Below are 20,252 nucleotides of genomic sequence, written 5' to 3'. Positions count from 1 at the left end.
GTGCTGTTTGGCGATATTTTAGCAATAGATAACACAGATTTAATTTTGACTTTGCTGTTACTTATCGGTAGTAGCGTTTTTTTATTATCAACTCTGCATCAACAGATTTTGTTAACCCTTAACCCCGATGTTGCTCAAGTACAAGGCGTACCTGTACAATTATATCGCTATGGGTTTGTGATCTTGCTATCTCTTGCCGTTGCTGTAGCGATTAAAGCTGTTGGTGTTTTACTTGTGAATGCCTTTTTAGTGATTCCTGCTGCTACAGCCAAACTCATGAGTCACCATTTCAGCCGCTTTTTGATTCTATCGGTAGTTGTCGGCTCTAGTAGCAGTATCGCCGGCATGATTGTTTCTGGTTTGTTTAACCTATCTTCTGGACCAAGTATTGTTTTTGTACAGTTTTTGGTATTCGTGGCTGTTTTTATCTGGATAAAATTGACAACCAAGATTAACTAAAGTTTTTTTTGTAGACCCCTTGACAAATCCTTTCTCTTACGCTAAATTAAGTAATCGTGGCGCACATAAAAAAAGCCCGCGCCGGGATAGCTCAGTTGGTAGAGCAGAGGACTGAAAATCCTCGTGTCACGAGTTCAAGTCTCGTTCCTGGCATACGTTTCGGAAATTTAATCAAAATTTTGCCTAGATTTTGACTATTTGGTTACAAAATCTAGGTAAAACTTTGGCTTTTTTTTTATTTAATGATTATATTGATATATAACAATATAATCATTTGTCACCATGGCTAAACCTACAATTCCTCAAATTCTTGGCGATGGCTCGACTCGATTAGCAAGCGCAGAGCCAGCACCAAGTAGCGGACTTTTTATCCCTGACTCTGTATTTGTTAGCGCCGGGCTTGGTACTCCTGCTACAGCTACAGCAGAAGCGCATTTAGTGGCTTTATTAGTGACGGTTAAAATTTATTTAACCCAATTAAATTTTGATGCAAATATTGATCAAAGTATTTACGTAGAATCTGGGTTTACAAGCTTTATTCAACGCGGTACAGACAACATCAGCTACAGGGTAGACCAGCCCTTTAATTTCAATTTGGCGAAAATTGATGAAGGTATAACTATTGACCCAACTCAATATTAATTTAATGCCGGGTTAATTCCCGGTTAAATATTTTCTATGCCTAACTATTGTGAGGCTGGCGATACGGCCCGTGTAACTTTTCCTGATGGGAGTATTCAGGGTTTTACTGGTACTCCCATTACTATTTCTTGTGATGCAAGCCCAGATAATTGTAGTCGGATTGATTTATCTATAAAAATTAATGCTTTGAATGGAAGTAATATGCCTTTCTCTCCAATACTAAATTTGCGTAGGAGAGCGCCTATTATAAATATGTATTTGCAAAAATATGCAAATTTGCCTAACGAGCCGTTTTTCCAAAGACTTAGGATTATAGATAGTAATAATGCTTCCTTGTCATGCCAGCCTGGTGATTATCCGATTTACACTGTATCGTGGCCAAATAAAATTATTTCGTTTGAAGTTTTACAAATTATTTATTTTTCTTCTAGCAAGAATATAAAAATTTTTAATTCTTTAGAGGAGGAAATATTTTCCGGCAACTTCGCTAATTGCAATTACTCAGTGGAATGCCTCAAAGTTTGCCCCCCAAATACCATTGATTGCGGCGATTGTTGTTTGCCTTGCGACGATATTTTTAACAGTATTTCTGGCATTAGAGCATTGATTAGAGGATTAAAATAATATGAGTAGTTGTGATTTGATTTCATCAGAAATAGCTGCCTTACGCGCTGATGTGGCAGCCTTAAATAATAAATTTATTCCCAAACAAGAAAAGCCGAGTATTATTTCTCAGGCTGTAACCGAAGTATTACAAAAACTAGGATATTTAGCTGGACTCCAACCTTCGATTAATGATTTACAGCGAAGGATAGCTTCGCTAGAAAGAGAGAATGATAAATTATTTAGCTTACTAAATTTAGTAAATACGAGGGCATTAAGCGCCGCAAATAAGCCGGGAATAAAGGGTGATAAAGGTGATAAGGGTGATAAAGGTGATAAGGGTGATAAAGGTGATAAGGGTGATAAGGGTGAACGTGGTTTTAAAGGTGATAAAGGCGAACGCGGATTGACTGGTGAACGTGGTTTTAAAGGCGATAAAGGCGAACGCGGATTGACTGGTGAACGCGGTTTTAAAGGTGATAAAGGCGAACGCGGTTTTAAAGGTGATAAAGGCGAACGCGGTTTTAAAGGTGATAAAGGCGAACGCGGTTTTAAAGGTGATAAAGGCGATAAAGGTTTGACTGGTGAACGCGGTTTTAAAGGTGATAAAGGCGATAAAGGTTTGACTGGTGAACGCGGTTTTAAAGGTGATAAAGGCGATAAAGGTTTGACTGGTGAACGCGGTTTTAAAGGTGATAAAGGCGCTAAGGGAGAGGATGATAAAAGCTTATTACCAAGAGTAAATGCTATTGAAAACTACATAAATCAACTTGATTTAATCGGTTTGCAACTAGTAGCAACAGCTGATAAATTTACTATTTTCGGGACAAATCTAATTACTTTCATTATTAGGATTTTCACAAGATGAGCGTACCAAATCGCCCCTCAATAGGTGGCTTAAATGGGAAAATCAATCAGGGGATTGATAATTTACAGCAGAAGATTGGGTGGAGTCCCAACTACGGATCAAGTAATGATTTGCAATCTGAAATAGATAGATTATGGAGTAGAATTAGAGCCATAGAAGCGCGCGGGACACCAGCGAGAGGTCTTAAAGGTGATAGAGGGGAACGTGGTCCGGTTGGTGGACCCGATCCACAAACTAAATATGATATTGCAAAAATTAGAGCGGAAATATTTGCCTTAGATAAAGCGAATAAAGTGGAACATGGCAAGTTATGGGGAATGATTACAGCCTTACAGAAACTATTCGGGGGGTTCAGCCTCGCGCTACCAGGGCTAATTAAATCAATCATATTATCCTTACTCCTTAGTGGTGTTTTGAATGCGGCGATATCAGCAGCCGTGGCACTTCTCGGAAAATCCGATTTAAGCAAAATAGAAAAAATAGCTAGAGATGCTTTATCAACTGCAAAAAAAGCTGTAGATGATGCTAGGGGCGCTGCCACAATAGCAGTAAAAGCCGAAGGGAAAGCCGATACAGCAATCAATTTAGCAAAGAGAATAGAGTCCGAATTAAATTTAGTAGTGAAAGATGCACTTCGAGCCATGCAGAGGCTTGAGGCATTCATAAAAAATGAAATAGCTTTTCTAACAAAAAGTACACTTGACGCACTCTTGAGGCTGCAAAATAGATTAGGGAATTTAGAAAATATAGTTACAGGATTGCAAAATTTAGTTAGCAGCTTACAGCAACAACTCACAATCTTAGCCAACAGTGTACAGCAGCAAATAAATCAACTGAACACAACACTCACTACTAAAATCAATGCCATAAAAACCGATTTAGACGGAAAATTAAAGCAATTAACGACAACCTTAAACAATATTAAAGCTGATGTTTTTGGCGAACTTGCGAAACTAAAACCACTGCTTGATAAAATCCCTAAGATGCTTGCTGATATAGCTAAATTCGCTATTGAAGTGGGACTAATTTGGGCTGCTATTAATGGAATAAAAGCTCTATTAGGAAGATTCAATCCGATGCTAACAATAAATAATTTTTACAATAATGTAACCAACAGATATTCGACAACAAACGTAACCAACGTAACTAATGTAGCGCCTGATTTGTCGCTATTAAGACAGATAGATGCAACAACACGGACGAATTTAGGTATCACGGTATTTATCCAAGGCACAGTAAATACAATCAATCAAAAGATGGGAGGACTTATCGAGAATGGGGGACTATCTGGATGGATGTTGAGATTCACCCGACATCAAGTTTTAGACCGCGCCATTAACATTTTGACCTTGGCTGCTACCCTGCACAATGCAACTCAATTAAGCTCTAATATTGCTGCTACTTTAATCCAAGCGATGCAGAATGTATTGGATTTATTTGGGCTAAAGGATAGCGAAGATCAATCCTATAACTTATCCGACCTCATAGGAAGAAGTATCAACGGATTTTTAGAATCAATTCTAGGGGCTGAGAATTTGGCGGGAATTAAAAAAGAATGGAATAAATATAATCGGATTTATCAGTCCAGTGCAAATCTATTAAGTAGTATGCTGAATATGGCAGATACTACCCTGCAAGCTCTACAGATAGTTGCGGGACAGACATCAAAGATTGGAAATGCTTTAAAAGATGCGGGGGAAGTAATGGGGAACGCTTACGGGTGGTTCAACCCGACTCCTAATTTTTCAAATCCTATTTTAACTAAATTAAATAATTTAGAAGAAACTGCATCCATCATAGAAAATGTATCCCAACAGCCACTTAGCGTAAAATCTTCAAAAGAAGAATTGGAGGCATCTTCGGCGGCGTTATTCGATAGCCTTGAACAAAAAGATGATGCCCCCCAAGGGAAAGAAATCCCTGAAGCCAAGAAGATAAAAGATGCGGATGATTTGGCTAAAGTAGTGTCAGAGGGCGCGATTATGAGCGAATCAGACTTAGAGGCAGACTTATAATATGGCACTTCCCCAAGGCTTTAATGAATGGAAACTGTTGAGGGATATGATCCTCAAGGAACACAATAAACTCGTCGCGAGCTACTTTAAAAATCAAGCCGTAGATAGTGTTGGCACAACCAAGGAAAAATTGCGCCATTCTTGCACTATTAAAAATAACGACACTGTCGACATGGTGAAGCTGCGGCTGTGGCTATTTGAGGTAACTGTAGGACATGCCCAAAGTTTGCAAGCTCCGATTTACGGCACTCCAGTTGATGTATACCAGTCCAATGTTGAATTTAAGCCCCAAGTCCATCTTCATTTTCAGGAAAGATTCCCCTATATAGCAGATCGCCTTCGCCCGGTGCGAGGGTTAATTAGTTTTGTCCTGCCAAACGAGACGGGCGCGACATATTCCCGGTCCAAAGCCGAGGCACTAGCTCTTGATATAAAAAGAGAATTCGGGAATCCGATTTTCGTATGGGAAAAGGGTAAATATTATTACTATTACCGCGACAAAAATCGCGGGTATGATTTGAGACTATTAGTAAAAAATAAGTTTGAAGGTGAACGCATAACAAAGGCTGTTCTTGGTATAAATGGACACCCATTTAGTGACGATTTCTCTGACTATATGGAAAATACTCGTAGTTACCCTAACAATACAGGTACTCAAATCATTTACGGACAGTCACAACCAAAGCCGATAAAGCGCCCAACGGCTGACGTAAGATTTCGTTACGCTCAGTTATTGTTGCATGGACGCGCAAAGGTAATTAATCTGGTATCAACTCCAGGTGTTGCCTTAAAGCAGGTCATACAACGGTTATCTGTCTCCTAAAAAAGTTTTGCCAATTACTATAGTATTTGGTGCGAAAAGGATACCTATTTTTCTCATTTAAACTGGGGATATACTTCGCACTTGGTACAAAAAAATGGCTAAAAGATTTAATAATTTAGATGCTGCATTAAAATACCTGCGACCGACATCTGCGGACGAAGCTACCCCGACACCGGACGCACCTGCTGGAACGCCTTTGCGTAATTATCAACAATACAAAGCGAAACAAAAAAAAATATCTTATGTTCGTGACGCGGCTTCCAAGCCTGGAGAAATTGATGTAGTGGTGGTTAAACCTTTTGCATTACTTCCCACCGATACTACAGCGTTGAGAACGGTTATATCTGCCAGAGCCGTTGGGCAGTATGGGACATTTGGACTCACAGAAGCAGAATTAGGTGTAGATACCACATTGCAAAATACCGATAAGGAAGCCGTTGGGTTTATTCCGGCAAAAGCAATCTGCCGAAATGTGACCGGGACTACAACCTCTGCCAAGGTTAGCAAGGTTACGGGTGAGTCTTACAAAACGAAGGCGAACGCATCCTACACTTTTCCCGTGGGGAGAACTACCGCGAACCCTTCTTGGGGACAGCAAAAAGCTTTTATACTTTCTCAAGTAGCAGCTTCAGCGGGGAATAAAAGCGTAACTTTTAAACCGGAAAAATATTAATGATTAGCGATGATGTGTTGGGAATTCACATCATCACTACATCAAATCTTAGTGATGATGAAATATCAGATTTAATTAGGCGGGAAGAATTAGCTAATTTAGCTAAGGATAGTTTCCTTAAGTCCAAAATCTCTTTTCAAGATTTCCTGGATTGCTTGGAACTGGCTCAAGTCAATATTGATGATTTTTTGATTTGTGCGAACGACAACGCTCACGCTGTGGGATTCTGATTTATGGGACGGATCGTACAATTTAACGCCCAGAATTGGGAGCTAATTATAAATTCTTCCTCTATTGCGGGGATACTTTCAGAAAATACTTATATCCCTATCCCCCCGTTGGAATCGGCTATTTTCCTAGAGTCTAGTATTATTGCCTGCTATGTGACGACAAATATTCCCGATGGTAAAAACTGGCGATGGGGGGGGTATTGTGAACAACGATTTCAGTCAGGGCTAACGGTAGGGGGAAACACAGATGCAGCTAGCGAGCCAAAATCTATTTACTTGGATAAAATCACGACTTTATTCTTCCCTAAAATATCGGCTCAATATTCCTTAAAGTTTTACTTCCCTAAATGGTTCAAGTCGGTTAGCCTTCAGTGTTGGCAGTATACGGGCATCGACGAAACGGATGAAAATATTTTATTGGTTCAGGAATTCGCAAATATTAATTTCAAGCTGGACCAGTTAACAGCAAATAATCCTTAGATTCTTAATATATGAGTAGCTTAAATAATTTAATGGAACTGGCGATCGCGCAACTCCCCTTGGCAATTGCCTTTACTTGGAAGGCCGCTGGGGAAAAACACGCGCTCTACAAAGCCATAGATAACGTAAAAGACAGCCATGATCGACTCATAGCTGCACTAGATAAAAATTTATCCCTACTCGCACAGGAATCACAGTCGAGCAGGAATTCTCTAGAGGAAAAAGTTGCTGGGCAGGGAAAAAGATTTGGTGCTAAGTTTGAGCGGTTGGAGCGAAAAGTTGACGACGTAATTGATTACAAGGTGATTTTAGATAGGTTAGACAACCTCGGAAAATGATGATCAGAATAATTTCAGTTGACCGGGGGGGTGGGACATAAAGTTTCACTCCCTTATTTTTTGCGGCTTTACTTTTTTAAGAGGTCTCACCTTTATTCCCAATAATATGAAATGTTCCCTCCGCTCATCTAGCCAGATTTTGTAGGGGTGCATTCCTCTTGTTCCAAAGGGGTAAGAGGAATCAATGGCTTTTTTAATTGCCTTCAAATCAGATTTATCTTCTACTGAGGCGATCGCACTTTGAATTGCAGATCGCGCCGACAACCGCCATGGACTAGTCATAAAATCTCCTAAACTTTTTGAAGTTGATGAGCATAAAACGACTTGGGAGAAATACCACCACCTTTACACCAAATCTCATTTCCGTTAAGTGATGTGATTTTAAAAGTTTTCCCCTTGTCTTTGCCTACTGTCACAGAGACTGAATCTTTTTCTCTAACATCTAGTAACTTCGACTGAGAACAGGCGCGAGCATCAGCAAAACTGACCTCTGACGGAGAAACTTCACCAGCAAAATATCCCTCTAATTTATTTCTGGGTTTAAGAGATGTGATTTTGAAAAGTTTTCCGAAAGCTACGACTACATTACCTACTTCAAAAATAGGGAGTCCGGGAACTGCTTTTATATCACCTGGTTTGAGATTTCTGATAGCCTCGCGTTCCTTGGGAGTGAGAGCATCCCATACAAGTCGGCGATATTCTGAACCAAAGTTATCCGCCCAGTATTTACCCAGTTCCTCGATTTGATTCCAGTCTTTAGCGGATAGAGCTAGTCGTAAAAGTTCGGCGTTAACTTCAGGTAAAATATATTCCGGTTGTACTACTTCCGTACTACTAACAGGTAAATCAGATTGTGGTTCGAGATATATATCTAAAATATCTTTTTCCCCAGCCGTAAAGGATAGGGCTGACTCACCACTTCCACCACCTTCCTTGACTGGTAAGGCTTCTGACCCACCACCTGACCCACCACCTGACCCACCACCTAATCCACCACCATCCACCACCACCGGAATATCATCTGGAATATCACCTGCTGATATTCTCTGATTTAGCCAGTGATCATAAGTTGGTATGTCCTCATCAAGCCCGGCGACACGAAGCCTCAAACCCCTAATAAAACTACCTCTTTTATTAATTTCCTTCTGAACTGGCCAGTTTAAGATTGTCTGGCAAGTTTCAATTAGGTCAGGTGAAAAAGTTCTGCTAGATTTTGGAGAACCGCCGGAATTTAGACAATGGCGAATGTAAGAACCAAACAAAGTGTATGGTGTGCCGTTGTTCCCTTCGTTCCGGTCATTCCCTACCGGGGTTAATGCGGTAGGGTCATAGATAATGCAGTCATTTATCCAACTACTGACAGAATCCCCCTTCATCTGGTTATCCCAGAACTCCAAAGTACAAGTAACAATTTCCTTATCGCCTCTGAGAACTGCGGTTACATGAGCGTCTGTCAGAGAAAGTAAATAATTAGTAAAAGCTGATAATTCCGGTTCAAACTCCCTAGATAATTCGCGGCGTTGAGTTTCAATAACTCTCTTATTACAAGGGACTGTAATCGTCCGACGTTTAGCGCGGCTGCTACTGCCACCGCTAAAAATTGGGAAGTTTGAGCAAACTAATGTCATCCCCTTGTAGTCAAAGTTAAATGATTTTTTTCGCTTCTCCTCGGCTCGAACTTTATCGCCACCTGTTAAGCTTAAAAATCTACCAATTGACCCTTTGAACGGGTCTTCCTCTGGGAAAATTACCAATCTTTTACCAAAAGCGTTAGCGCCTTCAAATTGATTTGTACACCAAACTGGTAAATTAGTCACAAGGGTATTTTGTTCACCAATTAATTCAGTTACTAATCGGGTAAACGTCCCTTTCCCTGTTCCACCTAACCCAATTAAGTGCATAAATTTCTGCAAGTCGTAGCGCCCCTTAATAACGGCGTTACAGTAGCAAATTAATAATTCTTTGATGTCAGGATTACCATCTGATAAGTGTTCTAGAAAGTTATTGATATTATCCCAACTACTAGCAACTTCGGAATAAGTTCTTGGTAAACTCCATGTAAGCTTAAATCCAGGGGCGTGTTTATGTAATTTGCCAGTAGCAATTTCAAGCACACCATTTGAAAATGGTAAAAAGTCGCGGGAATCAACTTCACTCCAACGCCGTTCAATAAGTTCATGGCGAAGTAATTTTAAAATGCTGGTAACATAATCTGCCCCAAAGTTATACGCTCCTTCTGTGTCTAAAATCTTGTAAATTACTGCCTCCATAAATTCATTTGATTCTGGCGACCAAACACCATTAGCATCAGCTTCATATCTCATCCAAAGTTTAGTTTCATCATTAAAACTAATCATGTGACGGTAATCTTCAGCTATTTTTTTAGCCATTTGATCCGGCGGCGGATTTTTATGTTTTTCCGGCTCGCTATTCTGTGGAGTGCCAGATTTGAATGATTTTTCTAGTCGTGCCACAGCATCAGAATAGGCGCGGTCAAATGCTCCACTTCCAGAATTTACAATCAAGTCGTCTATGCCTTTACCTTGTTCTGTTCTCCAAACAATATCCTCGATGTATGATGAGTTGGCAATTTTCAAGGCTTCTGTTAGACGTTTTTTGCCTTTAGCTACTGCTAACTTAGCTTTGTGCTTGTCGTCTCTATCCATGGCCAGTAGCCAAATAGAATTTTCTACTGCCAACCGTTCTAAGTCAGTGGTAAGGTTTGGTTCTAGGTTTATGCCGTCGTCATCTTTAGATTTACCAGCACCACACCGACAGCCATAGAGGGAAATAGTCACATAGCCTTGAGATAAAGCCGCTAGTCCCTTTTTCCCGCCTTCTGTAACTATTCTGGGAACTTTGGCATCTTTCACCCAATCCCAGAAACTACCGTCCATTGGTACATCTATACCGTATCTAGACGCTATCTTTTTTCTAATTGACTTGGGGACTGGTGGCAAGAATGCGCGATCGCCATTTCCTTTTGGAGCTAAATATTTGTAGGGACGCTGACGGTCCTCATCCCAAATGCTGACTATCGCCTGCCACAAGCTACCATCTTCATTTCTTAGAAATGCGGCGTAAATAGTTTCCTTTGACTGATGTCCAAAACGGGTAAAGTACCATCCCAGTTCATCATGAATGGGAGTTTCAGCGTCCATACCATCTGTCCACTCGACGGACTCGTGAAACTCGACGCAATCGGTAAACAATACTATATCTATCCCACTACCATCTACAAATGAGTCTGTTATGAAGTTTGAGAAATCTTTTAAATCAGTAAATCTGTTCTGGTTTGTTACTGCCAAATTGGCTGCTAACTCTTGTGGCTGTGGCGTTTCAGGCTCTTTCTCTGCTACAATGGTAGTAGATTTAATATTTTTTGTTGTGGGTGAAGTTGGCGCTTCCCCATTTTTTTTGCGTGTAGTCATATTATACCTTTACTTGAATTGAGTGATACGGTTCAGGACTAGAAGGGGATACTCAAAAGGTTTGAGTTTTAGATATAGATATCAAAGATTGTGAGTGGTGGTGGATTGGGTGGTGGATTGGGTGGTGGATTGGGTGGTGGATGAAACCCTTACTGTATAAGGTGGTGGTGGATGGTGGTGGATGAAACCTATCTTTTATAGCTGGGGAAAAAATATATTTTGGATATATCTTTTCCTCAAATAAAAACCACCGCCAAATTAATGACGATGGTTATATATCCAAGGAAGCTTTCAAGGATTCAAGTAATTTAATTCGGTCATGCAACTGGTTAACTCTAGCTTCAGAGTTAGTCAGCTCATCTTTGGACTCAAGAATCAGTTGCTCTAGGATTCCCCCAGTGATTGCGGTGATAACATCGCCACTGGAAGTTCCCCCCGTCCGATCATCTCTATTAGATGTGACCGACTGACGTTCGCCATTTCTGCCATTGCATCCAGTCCGGCGATCGCAGTTTCTGTTACGCCTACACTGATATTTCTCTTGATTTCCCCGTTCTCCCGGTGTTTTGACTTTTTCATTGATGAGCCTCATTACTTTTCCTCTATAGAATACCAAAAACCTATGTAGAATATCTTAGGAAGAACTTGACAATAATGCAACATCTTCCTAAGATGATAATGTCACAAGTTACCAAAAGTAGCAATGTTGACGCACTCCCTCCTGAACTTGGTGAAATATCTAACCTTGGAGAGATGGCAGCCTTCAGACCAACGACCTGCCAGATTTACGCCAAATTCAGCCGACGGACTCTATAAGCCAACTAATTAAGTTTTGTGATTACCACTAGCAAAACTTGATTGCGATCTCGGAGCAAGACCACCCATCAAAACCAGCGCGAGGGATGGGATTTAAAACAACTAAATAAAAAACTGATCAATTCCCTATCCACTATTTCCTATTAATTGCTTATGACACACGACCCTGACTATTACTGCTGTGAAAACTGTAAGCTTTGGTTCTTGAAGTGGGATAAGGGCAATATTTTTGCCCTGACTGCTTCTACGATTTGCATGACCTCATAATTACTAGTAGTAGCTACGAGTGGATACCCAAGCAGGATTAACAACTTATGCAAGACTACTCGAAAGACATTTACCGAATCGACGAAAAAGTAAACAAAAACGCATTTTGGTTAGAGAGAATATTAATTAAAGAAGGAGAAGTTGAGTACACGGAGCAATACAGATTGGTAGACCGTAAGGAATTCAGGCAACTAACCAGAGAAGGAAGAATTAACAATTACCGATGATAAAATCACCTAGAAAGATTAGCGATTTACTTGAGGAAACCTTATCGGAATTAATAGCATTTGCCATTAAACATCCATGCCTCTCTGTCACACTCGGAATATCAATCCTATTGATTTACCCATTGATTCTGTACCTCTGGCTTACAAGCAATTGAACCAACATGAGAATAATAGTAACCGCTGATGGAGAAATCTATTTGAAGTGGTGGACAATGACCCTCTACTCTAATGGAACATCCACTAAAAACTTCCCTTTTGGATGGTTCAGTTTCACACTTTGCATCAATCCTCAACTTAAAAAATAGCCATGAAAATATTAGATTTTAGAGGTAGTGGAAGATGAGTAATTTGACCACAACTTTCCATTTGGATGGACATCAATAACCATTTCAATCAACCCAAGGATAAAAAATGTACACCGAAAAAGATGACCCCGTCTTCCCCGAAGATAATTATTACGATGAGCATCGCATTGGACAAGTTCTAGGGCTGACTAAAAGAGAATATTTTGCCGCTATGGCATTGCAAGGAATTATGGCTAATGCTGAATTTATGCACTTTGAAGCAGCAAAAATGGCAGTTAAAAAAGCTGATGAATTGATTGAAGAGTTAAACAAACAACAATAACAATACTGGCTTTTTAGACGGCAAACTAGACAAGATATTCGACTTAGTACCACATCAGTAAATATATTAGTTGCCCCTGTCATCAGGGGTATTTTTATCATGAAAGCATTAAGTTTGTGGCAGCCTTGGGCAACTTTGATAGAGAAAAGAGTTAAATGGGTAGAAACTCGTAGTTGGAACACAAATTACCGCGGGCAAATATTAATTTGTAGCGCAAAGAAAAAGGATAAATATCTCAAGGAATTTCACTACAACAATATCAGACCTATTTTGTATGATTTATTTCCTGTAAGCTCATCAAAGTTAATTTATCATCCTGATTTCAGATTTTTTGAATACGACGATCTTCCCTTGGGGATGGCTCTATGTATCGCTAATTTAAAAGATTGCAAAGTGATGACACCTCAATTAATTTCTCAACAGTCGAAAGTTGAATTAGCTTTTGGGAACTGGGAAGAAGGAAGATTTGCATGGATTTTTGATAACATCACGCCGTTGAGCTACCCATTCCCAGTTCAGGGGAAACAGGGATTATTTGATGTTGCTCACGACAGTTTGGATTAGATTTTACAGGGATTATAGGATTGAAAATGAGTGACATTGAACAGCGACTTAGAGAGGCTAACGGAAGATTAAAAAACAACTACTGTGGCATACGGATCGAGGTAATAGGGAAACGTTTGTATCTTCGTGGGATATTTCCACCTAAACCTAATAGCGGAAAATTTGAGCATTCCCAGCAAAGAATTTCAATGTCGTCGGTTAACCCCGAAGGTTTAAAACTAGCCGAAAAAACAGCCAAGAAAATTAGCGTCCAGTTGGACGCTAATACTTTTAATTGGGGTGATTGGTTAGAAATGCCTGATCACCCCACAACAATTGGAGATTGGATTGTTTCATTTAAAAAATATTACTTTGAGAGTAAAGGCGACACTTTAACAACTCAAGATACGTGGAGGACTGAGTACGTGCAGGTTTTGAAACATCTACCTGCTACTGAAATTTTGACCAAGGAAATCATTAAGCAAATAATTCCCAAAACCTTAGCTAATACCAGAACTAGAAAACGATATTGTCAAACCCTAAAAGTATTCTGCGATTTCGCGGGCGTTGACTTCGACTTTAAAAAATATAGAGGCAACTACTCATCATCAAAACGAAAACCTCGGACACTGCCAGACGATAAAACCATAGAGGAATGGTATCTAAATATTAAAAATCCCTCTTGGCAGTGGGTATATGGGATGCTCGCTACTTACGGACTTCGCGGACACGAAGTATTCTTCCTGAAATTAGACGGGCTGAAATCAGGGGAATTTTATATAGAGGTATTGCAGGGCAAAACTGGATATCGGCTGGTTTACCCGTTCCATACCAATTGGGTAAATAAGTTTAATTTAACCGTCGCCAGTCTACCTGAGATAAATTGCGATCGGTCAAACGCTGCCATTGGAAATTCCGTTACCCAGCATTTTAGAAGATGTAATTTACCCTTTAAACCGTATGACCTACGGCACGCCTGGGCGATTAGAACCTTGAATGAGGGACTAGACATTTCTTTAGCAGCTCAACAGATGGGACATTCCCTGAAAATTCATTCAGAAATTTACCACACTTGGATTTCAGCCAAAATTCATAAAGCGGCCTTCGATAAAATTCTTAGTAAAAATCAATGAAGTAATATCTGAAAATCCTCGTGTCACGAGTTCAAGTCTCGTTCCTGGCATACGTTTCGGAAATTTAATCAAAATTTTGCCTAGATTTTGACTATTTACGCAAACCAAATCATGAGATAGGGTTTGCTATTAGGGACGCAGGCCTTGCGCCCAATCATGAGTCACTACGCTATCAGCAAGCCTTAGTTAGGGTAAGCCAACTGATTTCATCATCAACTTGTTTAAGTTTAGAAGCTGTTTCTTCTGGCTTTCCAGATTCAGGAAAAACTTAAAACACTCTTGATTTACAGGGTTATTTACTACTTCTTTTAACCTGTGAAATTGTTTATCGCTAATAGCAATTCCTGCCGAATTTTTTACATAATTTAGTTCTTCTTGAAAATTAGCATCATTATAAACCTGAATAAATACTCTATCAACATTCCATTTTTGCCAATCAGCCGCAAAATATCGTTTAGCCCAATAGGGATTATGATGACAAATATCAAAACTAACAGTTGGGTTAGCTTGTTTCATCCCAGTGATCATTTGCTGAACAAAAGTAGTCAATTTAGCAGTGCGATCTACTTTACCTGGTAAGTCAGCATGATAGCCTAGATAATCATCCCATTGCACAGCATCAATTTTTGGATACCTTTGCACAAACTCTACTAAGATATTCTTAAAGAAATTAGCAACTTCAGGAATTTCTACATCAAGAACATAATGATCTATACCAGAATAAGTTTTATCTACACCAGGGACAATCCATTTATTAGCAATAGCTAAATCAAAAACTGGGCTATTTTTATCTATTTTAATTCCTTTTTCAAAATAAGCGTGAACTTCCATTCCTTGTTTATGTGCTTCATCAATCAGCCAATCTAGCCATTGGTCTTGAAATAAGTTTGGACAACTTTTATAGCCGAGAGTTTGCTGCATAACTTTACTATTATACATAGTACAAGCATTGCCCCAAACACCGTGAATAATAGTATTAAATCCTTGAGAGTGATAGTAACGAACTCTTTCCCGAATCATTTTTTCACTAGCATTATTAGTGATGTTGTAGCGACTTAAATAAATGCCCCTAATAACTTTTTTCTCCCAAGGATTGAGAGGTAAGGATGTTTTTTTAGGTGTAATTGTTTTGATTGCGACTGGTGTAGGACTAGGAGAAATATTGGTAGTGCTGGATATAGAAGCGGTAGGGATTGGAGAATTAACTGGTGTAGGACGAGGAAAAATAGTAGCAGATATAGAAGTAGAAGCTGTGGGGATTGGAGAATTAACTGGTGTGGGATTTAAGATTGGAATAGTCATTTGTTGTATTTGAGATAAAATTTTGCTGATATCTAAATTTCCCTTTTGGCTAAACCACCAATAACCACTTCCCAAAATAACGATAATTAGAGAAAATGGAATATTGGCGCATCCACATCCTTTTGGTTCTTTTGCTTTTGGCGGCATAGTAATCTAATAATTAACTGGTAATATCGCTGCATATACAAGTTCTAAAAACTTAGATAGCGATGGAATATATTACAGTCATTTTCTGATAAATAAACCACATTGTCATTAAAATTTCCAGCAAAAATACAAAGGAAGAAATATATTAATTCAGGTTGTGGTCTACGATAAACGAAAACGGCTGTAATGTAATGAGATACAGGTTAAGTTCTGAATTTTCCAGATAATTAGGGTTTACATTGTAAACCCTGAAAATATTTTACCTACCGCCAATCATCCCAATTTTCGTTAAAAATAGAAGTATCTGGGAAAGCTGTAGGATTACCATTTTGTGCCAACAGCCGTTTTAAAACTTCTAATTGCGGTTCTTGTTTAGGTAAATCATCAACTAATTGATAGGGAGCAATATTTTGTTTTAGTGCAAAAGCAGCCACAGTTCCCGCAGCAGCACCCGAAGACCATTCAAAGGAATGAACTCGATAAGCAGCCGCAGCTATATGACTGGTAGCAATACTTTTGCCCCCCAACCAACAGATTATCAATTTTTTGGGGAATCATGGCTCTTAGGGCAATTTGGAACGGATAAGCTTGTCCCGCACCCCTTCTTTCTCCTGCGCGTTCAGTATTACCAGGTGCTTCTGCGGGGCTTTTTGTCATGCACGGATGGAAATCTATGGCATAATGACCAATACCCACAGCATCAGGGTAAATCGTGGAACGAGTTCTTCTCATAACTTGATCTGGAGAAATTTGACCCGAAATTACAGATGGTGCTTCCAATCCCGCTAAGGCTGCTGTTAACCTCCGATACATATCTGCTGGCAGATTTTTCCGGTAATATTCATCATTATAATTACGACGAGAAATATCAATTTCCCAAATTCCAAAACCTTCTGGTTGTCCCCAACTAGGACGGCCAATAATCCGTCTTCCTTCTCGCATATAAGGGTATTTAGATAAACCATGAACTGTCCCCATAGGTGAATCTAAACCTGTTAAAAAACGGATATTTGTTTGCGGTTGTTTGACACCTGCTCCTAACTGGGAATCTGTAATTCCTCCATACAACCAATAAAAATAGGAAAATGCTTTTTCTTCAGCTTTACGGAGGCTTTCTGTACGTAATCCACCTTGCCAATTTCCTGATTTTAATTGTCCAGATTTTTCTAATTGTTGACGAGTGTAAATGAGATTATCTTGAGATGTTCCTGGACGGTAATCATTACCCCAAGTCCAGTTTTGCATGGAAATATCCCCTGGTGTGGGTGCGGTAAATTTAACACCATTGAATGTAGTTGGTTGTCCTTTCTGGGGACTCCAAATCCGGCGATATGTAAAGACCAAATCAAAGTTTGCTAATCGTTTTAATTCATAACTAAAATATGGTGAATATTGTAAATAAAATGGGGGCATTGTTTGACTTTGTGGTTCTTTTGTCGCCTCCATTGCAAATGTATATGTGAAACCTTGAGTACAGTAAGGATCATTTGTAGTGCTAGAAGATGAAGGTTCAAGATAGGACTGAGCATCAATTCCTAGACGATAAGGAACATCTGCTAAAGCAATGATTTCTCCGGTTTCAGTTGTGTCTATAACGTACCATTTGGAAGTATTGCTTTTAGATTGTTGGGGCAGAAAACGAATAATATTTTTGTTCAACCGTGAGGAGTTTTGATAGCTATATGCGTCTTCAATGATTTGAGATAAAGGATTAGTATTTAGAAGTGGTGAACCTGTTGCTGGTTGATGTTGAATAGCGATCGCATTATTAATGATTTTGCCATCTTGACTAATTTCTAAGTCTTTAATGACTGTATTGGGAAACCATTGTAATTTGCCTTTACCCTTTTTTTCGGCATCTTTAAGCATTTGTGTCATGATGTTGTGAGCATCACGAGGAAGAAAGCAGGAGTCACTTACCCAACAGTCACCGGGGTTAAGTTTGCCATATTTGCGTTCAATGCGGTTTCTTAATTCCAAATATCCGCGAGAATAGAATTGTTTTGCTCGTTGAGTTGGTCTTTCGTCTAATGCAGATGTTCCTTGGGAGGAGATTTGTCCTCCTAACCAGTCGGTTATTTCTGTTAAACAAACTGTGCGTCCTGCAAGTAAGCTTTCGTAAGCTGTAGCCACTCCTGAGAGTCCACCACCAACAACCAGAATCTCACAGTTGACGGTTTGATCTGGGGTGCGTGGAGGGGTAGCGGTGACGGAATAGGGAGTGAGGAAGGAGGTAATAAGGCTGAAGCTGATGAACGTTTGCAAGCCTTTTTTGTGTCTACGTTTCATGGTTTCTGCACTCTGTAAACTACTACGTCAAATTGTAGACGGTAGTTGTGGGGAAAGGTTCTTTGTTAGTAGGAGCTAAGTACAGATAGGAAAAATGAACCACGAAGGAGCGTTCGCGGAGCGTCTCGAAGAGATAGAACACGAAGAGAAGAGTGTAAGAGAGAGATTTTCTGTTAGTCCTGATATATTCACGGAATATTTATTAATAAGTTCTTAGTAACTTTATATAAATAAGGAACTTCCTAAACAGTTCTTTTATTTCTACCTTTGGGATGAAAAGCTTGATCCCATCTTCCATTATGTAAGTTAGAATTACCTGCATTTTTTCCCTTGGTAGATTTGCTGTTATATAATCCAGCACAGAATTTACTTTAACTCTTAGATGGTATTTATAGTCATTTTAAACTATTCCATCTTTAACCACAACCAGCCACTAAAACTTTTCCTTTTTCTTGCTGCTGCGAATAAGAGCTAATTTAATTTCTACTAACGCTGCTTCCTCTAGAGTTAATTCCAGAAATTATGCGACTGTTCCAACTTTCCAACCTTTAGCTTCTAGAAGTTCTCTCTTTGATTTTTCCATGCTGTCATCCTTGAATAGCGGATATCTCTCCATAAATCTGTTAATATCGAAAAAACCATCACATCTAGTAACCTTACACCAATCATCTATCATAGATGGCATATAAGCCCGTCGCTTCAAAAACTAACCACCCGATAGGGAAAATTGTTATGAAGAACAAAAACCCCATATTCTCAAATCTAGCTTTAAAAAGCGCCATTTTTCTGTCACCCTTACTGCTGTCAACAGCTTTTATCGGTGGAGACATTGTACCATCTGCTACAGCTCAGGTACTATCAAATCAGGAACGGGAAGAATTAACACGACTGCGAGAGGAAAACCGAACTCAAAAGCAAATACAATCTGATTTTGAACGTGCTTTTGCTCGCACGAATACTTTGCTCAATATCTGGTTAACTATTTTAAGTTTATTTCCTGTGGCTTTAATTGCCATATTATGGTTTTTTCGTCGAACTGTAATTCGGGAAATTGTCGAACGAGCAATGCAACAAGTTCAAGGAATTGAAAATTTGCAAACTCAACTAACTACTGTGCAATCAGAAGCCATAAAACTGATCAAAGAATCTCAAAATACTAGTCAGGAATTAGCATCAGAAGTTAGTACACTTAGACAAAAGATTCAAGGGGAGGAAGAAAATTTATCTATTCTTTTATCTGATTTACCCAAATCGAAACAAGAGTTTTTAACAGCTTTGGAAATTGAGGTTAAGTCTGCTCAAGAGAATATTAGTAATTTAGAGTTTAGATTAAATACTCAATTAGAACAATTAAATTTATCTGCTCAACAGCAAAAAATTACAATTGACAATATTAAAAAGTTAGAAGTTGATTTAATTTCTCAGTTTACAAAACTCAAGTCTGAGGTAGAAATCCAAAAAGATATCGCTGTTAATGATATTGAAGAATTCCGTTCTGGTTTAATATCTCATTTGGATGGTTTAGAGTCAGAATCTCAACAACAAAAAGCTGATAATTTTGATAAATTAGCAAAATTAGAATCAGAGTTTACTACTGAATTATCTCAATTACAACTAGATGTTAAAAACCAGAAAGATATAGTTATAGAGAATATCGCAAATCTCAATAATTTATTTAAGTCGGAAGTTGTTGATTTACAAGCTGATACTCAAGTTCAAAAAAATCAATTACTTGACAATTTAGCTAAATTACAAGGTGAATTTTCTCAGCAACTGGTAGTATTACAAAATACTGCTGAACAGCAACAACAGCAAATTATTGAGAATTTAGAAAAGTCTGGTGGAAATGTACAACAACAGCAAATTACTGTTCTGCAAAATTTACAAAATTTAGAAGTTGAATTTTCTCATCAACTGGGAGAATTACAAAATGCTGCTCAACAACGACAACAGCAAATTATTGAGAATTTAGAAAAGTCTGGTAAAGAATTTACATCACAGTTTTCCGGTTTACAAACAGATGTAAAACAGCAGCAAATTACTGTTATAAAGAATTTGCAAAAGCTAGAAGTTGAATTTTCTCAACAACTAGAAAAATTACAAAATGTTGCAGAACAGCGACAACAGCAAATTATTGAGAATTTAGAAGAGTCTGGGGAAGAATTTACATCACAGTTTTCCGGTTTACAAACTGATGTAAAACAACAGCAAATTACTATTCTGAAGAATTTGCAAAAGCTAGAAATTGAATTTTCTCAACAACTAGAAAAATTACAAAATGTTGCAGAACAGCGACAACAGCAAATTATTGAGAATTTAGAAGAGTCTGGGGAAGAATT

18 protein-coding genes, 1 tRNA gene and 1 pseudogene are annotated in these 20,252 nt (G+C 38.9%); 15 read left to right on the top strand and 5 right to left on the bottom strand.

Going from position 1 to position 20,252, the window contains the following annotated elements:
- The 11 genes from FJR38_RS28905 to FJR38_RS26865 form a co-directional block, all read left to right on the top strand.
- The coding region (locus tag FJR38_RS28905; RefSeq protein WP_254449607.1) for a metal ABC transporter permease at positions 1-459 on the top strand (459 nt) is incomplete at its 5' end.
- 80 nt (positions 460-539) lie between these two features.
- Positions 540-612, top strand: a tRNA-Phe gene (locus FJR38_RS26910).
- A gap of 129 nt (positions 613-741) precedes the next feature.
- The gene (locus FJR38_RS26905; protein ID WP_168540627.1) at positions 742-1,101 is read left to right on the top strand and encodes a hypothetical protein; all 360 of its coding nucleotides are present in this window, start codon (positions 742-744) and stop codon (positions 1,099-1,101) included.
- 36 nt (positions 1,102-1,137) lie between these two features.
- On the top strand, positions 1,138-1,725 hold the full coding sequence (locus FJR38_RS26900; RefSeq protein ID WP_168540625.1) for a hypothetical protein: 588 nt from the start codon (positions 1,138-1,140) through the stop codon (positions 1,723-1,725).
- A gap of 1 nt (position 1,726) precedes the next feature.
- A complete protein-coding gene (locus FJR38_RS26895) occupies positions 1,727-2,572 on the top strand; it encodes a collagen-like protein (RefSeq protein WP_168540623.1) in 846 nt (281 codons plus the stop codon).
- The gene (locus FJR38_RS26890) at positions 2,569-4,587 is read left to right on the top strand and encodes a hypothetical protein (RefSeq protein ID WP_168540620.1); all 2,019 of its coding nucleotides are present in this window, start codon (positions 2,569-2,571) and stop codon (positions 4,585-4,587) included. The genes FJR38_RS26895 and FJR38_RS26890 overlap by 4 nt, the downstream gene beginning before the upstream one ends.
- Position 4,588: 1 nt before the next feature.
- Entirely contained in the window at positions 4,589-5,410 is an 822-nt protein-coding gene (locus FJR38_RS26885; protein ID WP_168540618.1) for a hypothetical protein, read from the top strand.
- A gap of 94 nt (positions 5,411-5,504) precedes the next feature.
- On the top strand, positions 5,505-6,083 hold the full coding sequence (locus tag FJR38_RS26880; RefSeq protein ID WP_168540616.1) for a hypothetical protein: 579 nt from the start codon (positions 5,505-5,507) through the stop codon (positions 6,081-6,083).
- Complete coding sequence (locus tag FJR38_RS26875) at positions 6,083-6,313, top strand: hypothetical protein (protein ID WP_168540614.1); 231 nt, start codon at positions 6,083-6,085, stop codon at positions 6,311-6,313. The genes FJR38_RS26880 and FJR38_RS26875 overlap by 1 nt, the downstream gene beginning before the upstream one ends.
- Positions 6,314-6,316: 3 nt before the next feature.
- Positions 6,317-6,793: a hypothetical protein gene (locus tag FJR38_RS26870; protein WP_168540612.1), complete on the top strand. Its 477-nt coding sequence runs from the start codon at positions 6,317-6,319 to the stop codon at positions 6,791-6,793.
- Between the two features lie 11 nt (positions 6,794-6,804).
- Positions 6,805-7,131, top strand: coding sequence for a hypothetical protein (locus tag FJR38_RS26865; RefSeq protein ID WP_168540610.1), 327 nt, complete (start codon positions 6,805-6,807; stop codon positions 7,129-7,131).
- A gap of 45 nt (positions 7,132-7,176) precedes the next feature.
- Here the strand turns inward: FJR38_RS26865 and FJR38_RS26860 are convergent, their stop codons facing one another.
- The 3 genes from FJR38_RS26860 to FJR38_RS26850 all read right to left on the bottom strand — a co-directional run bounded on the left by FJR38_RS26860 (position 7,177) and on the right by FJR38_RS26850 (position 11,154).
- Positions 7,177-7,413 carry a hypothetical protein gene (locus tag FJR38_RS26860; RefSeq protein WP_168540608.1) on the bottom strand — a complete coding sequence of 79 codons (237 nt, stop codon included), beginning with the start codon at positions 7,411-7,413 and terminating at the stop codon, positions 7,177-7,179.
- 8 nt (positions 7,414-7,421) lie between these two features.
- Positions 7,422-10,562: a DUF3854 domain-containing protein gene (locus FJR38_RS26855; RefSeq protein ID WP_254449606.1), complete on the bottom strand. Its 3,141-nt coding sequence runs from the start codon at positions 10,560-10,562 to the stop codon at positions 7,422-7,424.
- 271 nt (positions 10,563-10,833) lie between these two features.
- Positions 10,834-11,154 carry a hypothetical protein gene (locus FJR38_RS26850; RefSeq protein WP_168540606.1) on the bottom strand — a complete coding sequence of 107 codons (321 nt, stop codon included), beginning with the start codon at positions 11,152-11,154 and terminating at the stop codon, positions 10,834-10,836.
- Between the two features lie 1,129 nt (positions 11,155-12,283).
- Here FJR38_RS26850 and FJR38_RS26845 point away from each other — a divergent pair.
- The 3 genes from FJR38_RS26845 (at position 12,284) to FJR38_RS26835 (ending at position 14,175) form a co-directional block, all read left to right on the top strand.
- Positions 12,284-12,499 carry a hypothetical protein gene (locus FJR38_RS26845; protein WP_168540604.1) on the top strand — a complete coding sequence of 72 codons (216 nt, stop codon included), beginning with the start codon at positions 12,284-12,286 and terminating at the stop codon, positions 12,497-12,499.
- A 99-nt stretch (positions 12,500-12,598) separates the two neighbouring features.
- Positions 12,599-13,063 carry an ASCH domain-containing protein gene (locus tag FJR38_RS26840; RefSeq protein ID WP_168540602.1) on the top strand — a complete coding sequence of 155 codons (465 nt, stop codon included), beginning with the start codon at positions 12,599-12,601 and terminating at the stop codon, positions 13,061-13,063.
- 26 nt (positions 13,064-13,089) lie between these two features.
- The gene (locus FJR38_RS26835; protein WP_168540600.1) at positions 13,090-14,175 is read left to right on the top strand and encodes a site-specific integrase; all 1,086 of its coding nucleotides are present in this window, start codon (positions 13,090-13,092) and stop codon (positions 14,173-14,175) included.
- A 186-nt stretch (positions 14,176-14,361) separates the two neighbouring features.
- On the opposite strand, the gene FJR38_RS26830 is transcribed toward FJR38_RS26835, so the two are convergent.
- Positions 14,362-15,624, bottom strand: a complete 1,263-nt coding sequence (locus FJR38_RS26830; protein WP_254449605.1) for a family 10 glycosylhydrolase — start codon at positions 15,622-15,624, stop codon at positions 14,362-14,364.
- A 263-nt stretch (positions 15,625-15,887) separates the two neighbouring features.
- Positions 15,888-17,913, bottom strand: a pseudogene (locus FJR38_RS26825) (FAD-dependent oxidoreductase).
- Between the two features lie 732 nt (positions 17,914-18,645).
- On the opposite strand from FJR38_RS26825, the gene FJR38_RS26820 reads away from it, so the two are divergent.
- Positions 18,646-20,252: hypothetical protein (locus FJR38_RS26820; protein WP_174764142.1), on the top strand; the 1,607-nt coding region annotated here is incomplete at its 3' end.

Origin of the sequence: Anabaena sp. UHCC 0253 (assembly GCF_009712085.1) — a bacterium.
GTDB lineage: Bacteria > Cyanobacteriota > Cyanobacteriia > Cyanobacteriales > Nostocaceae > Dolichospermum.
The sequence above is the reverse complement of the archived record's forward strand: the minus strand, read 5'-3'. Positions and strand labels throughout refer to the sequence as shown.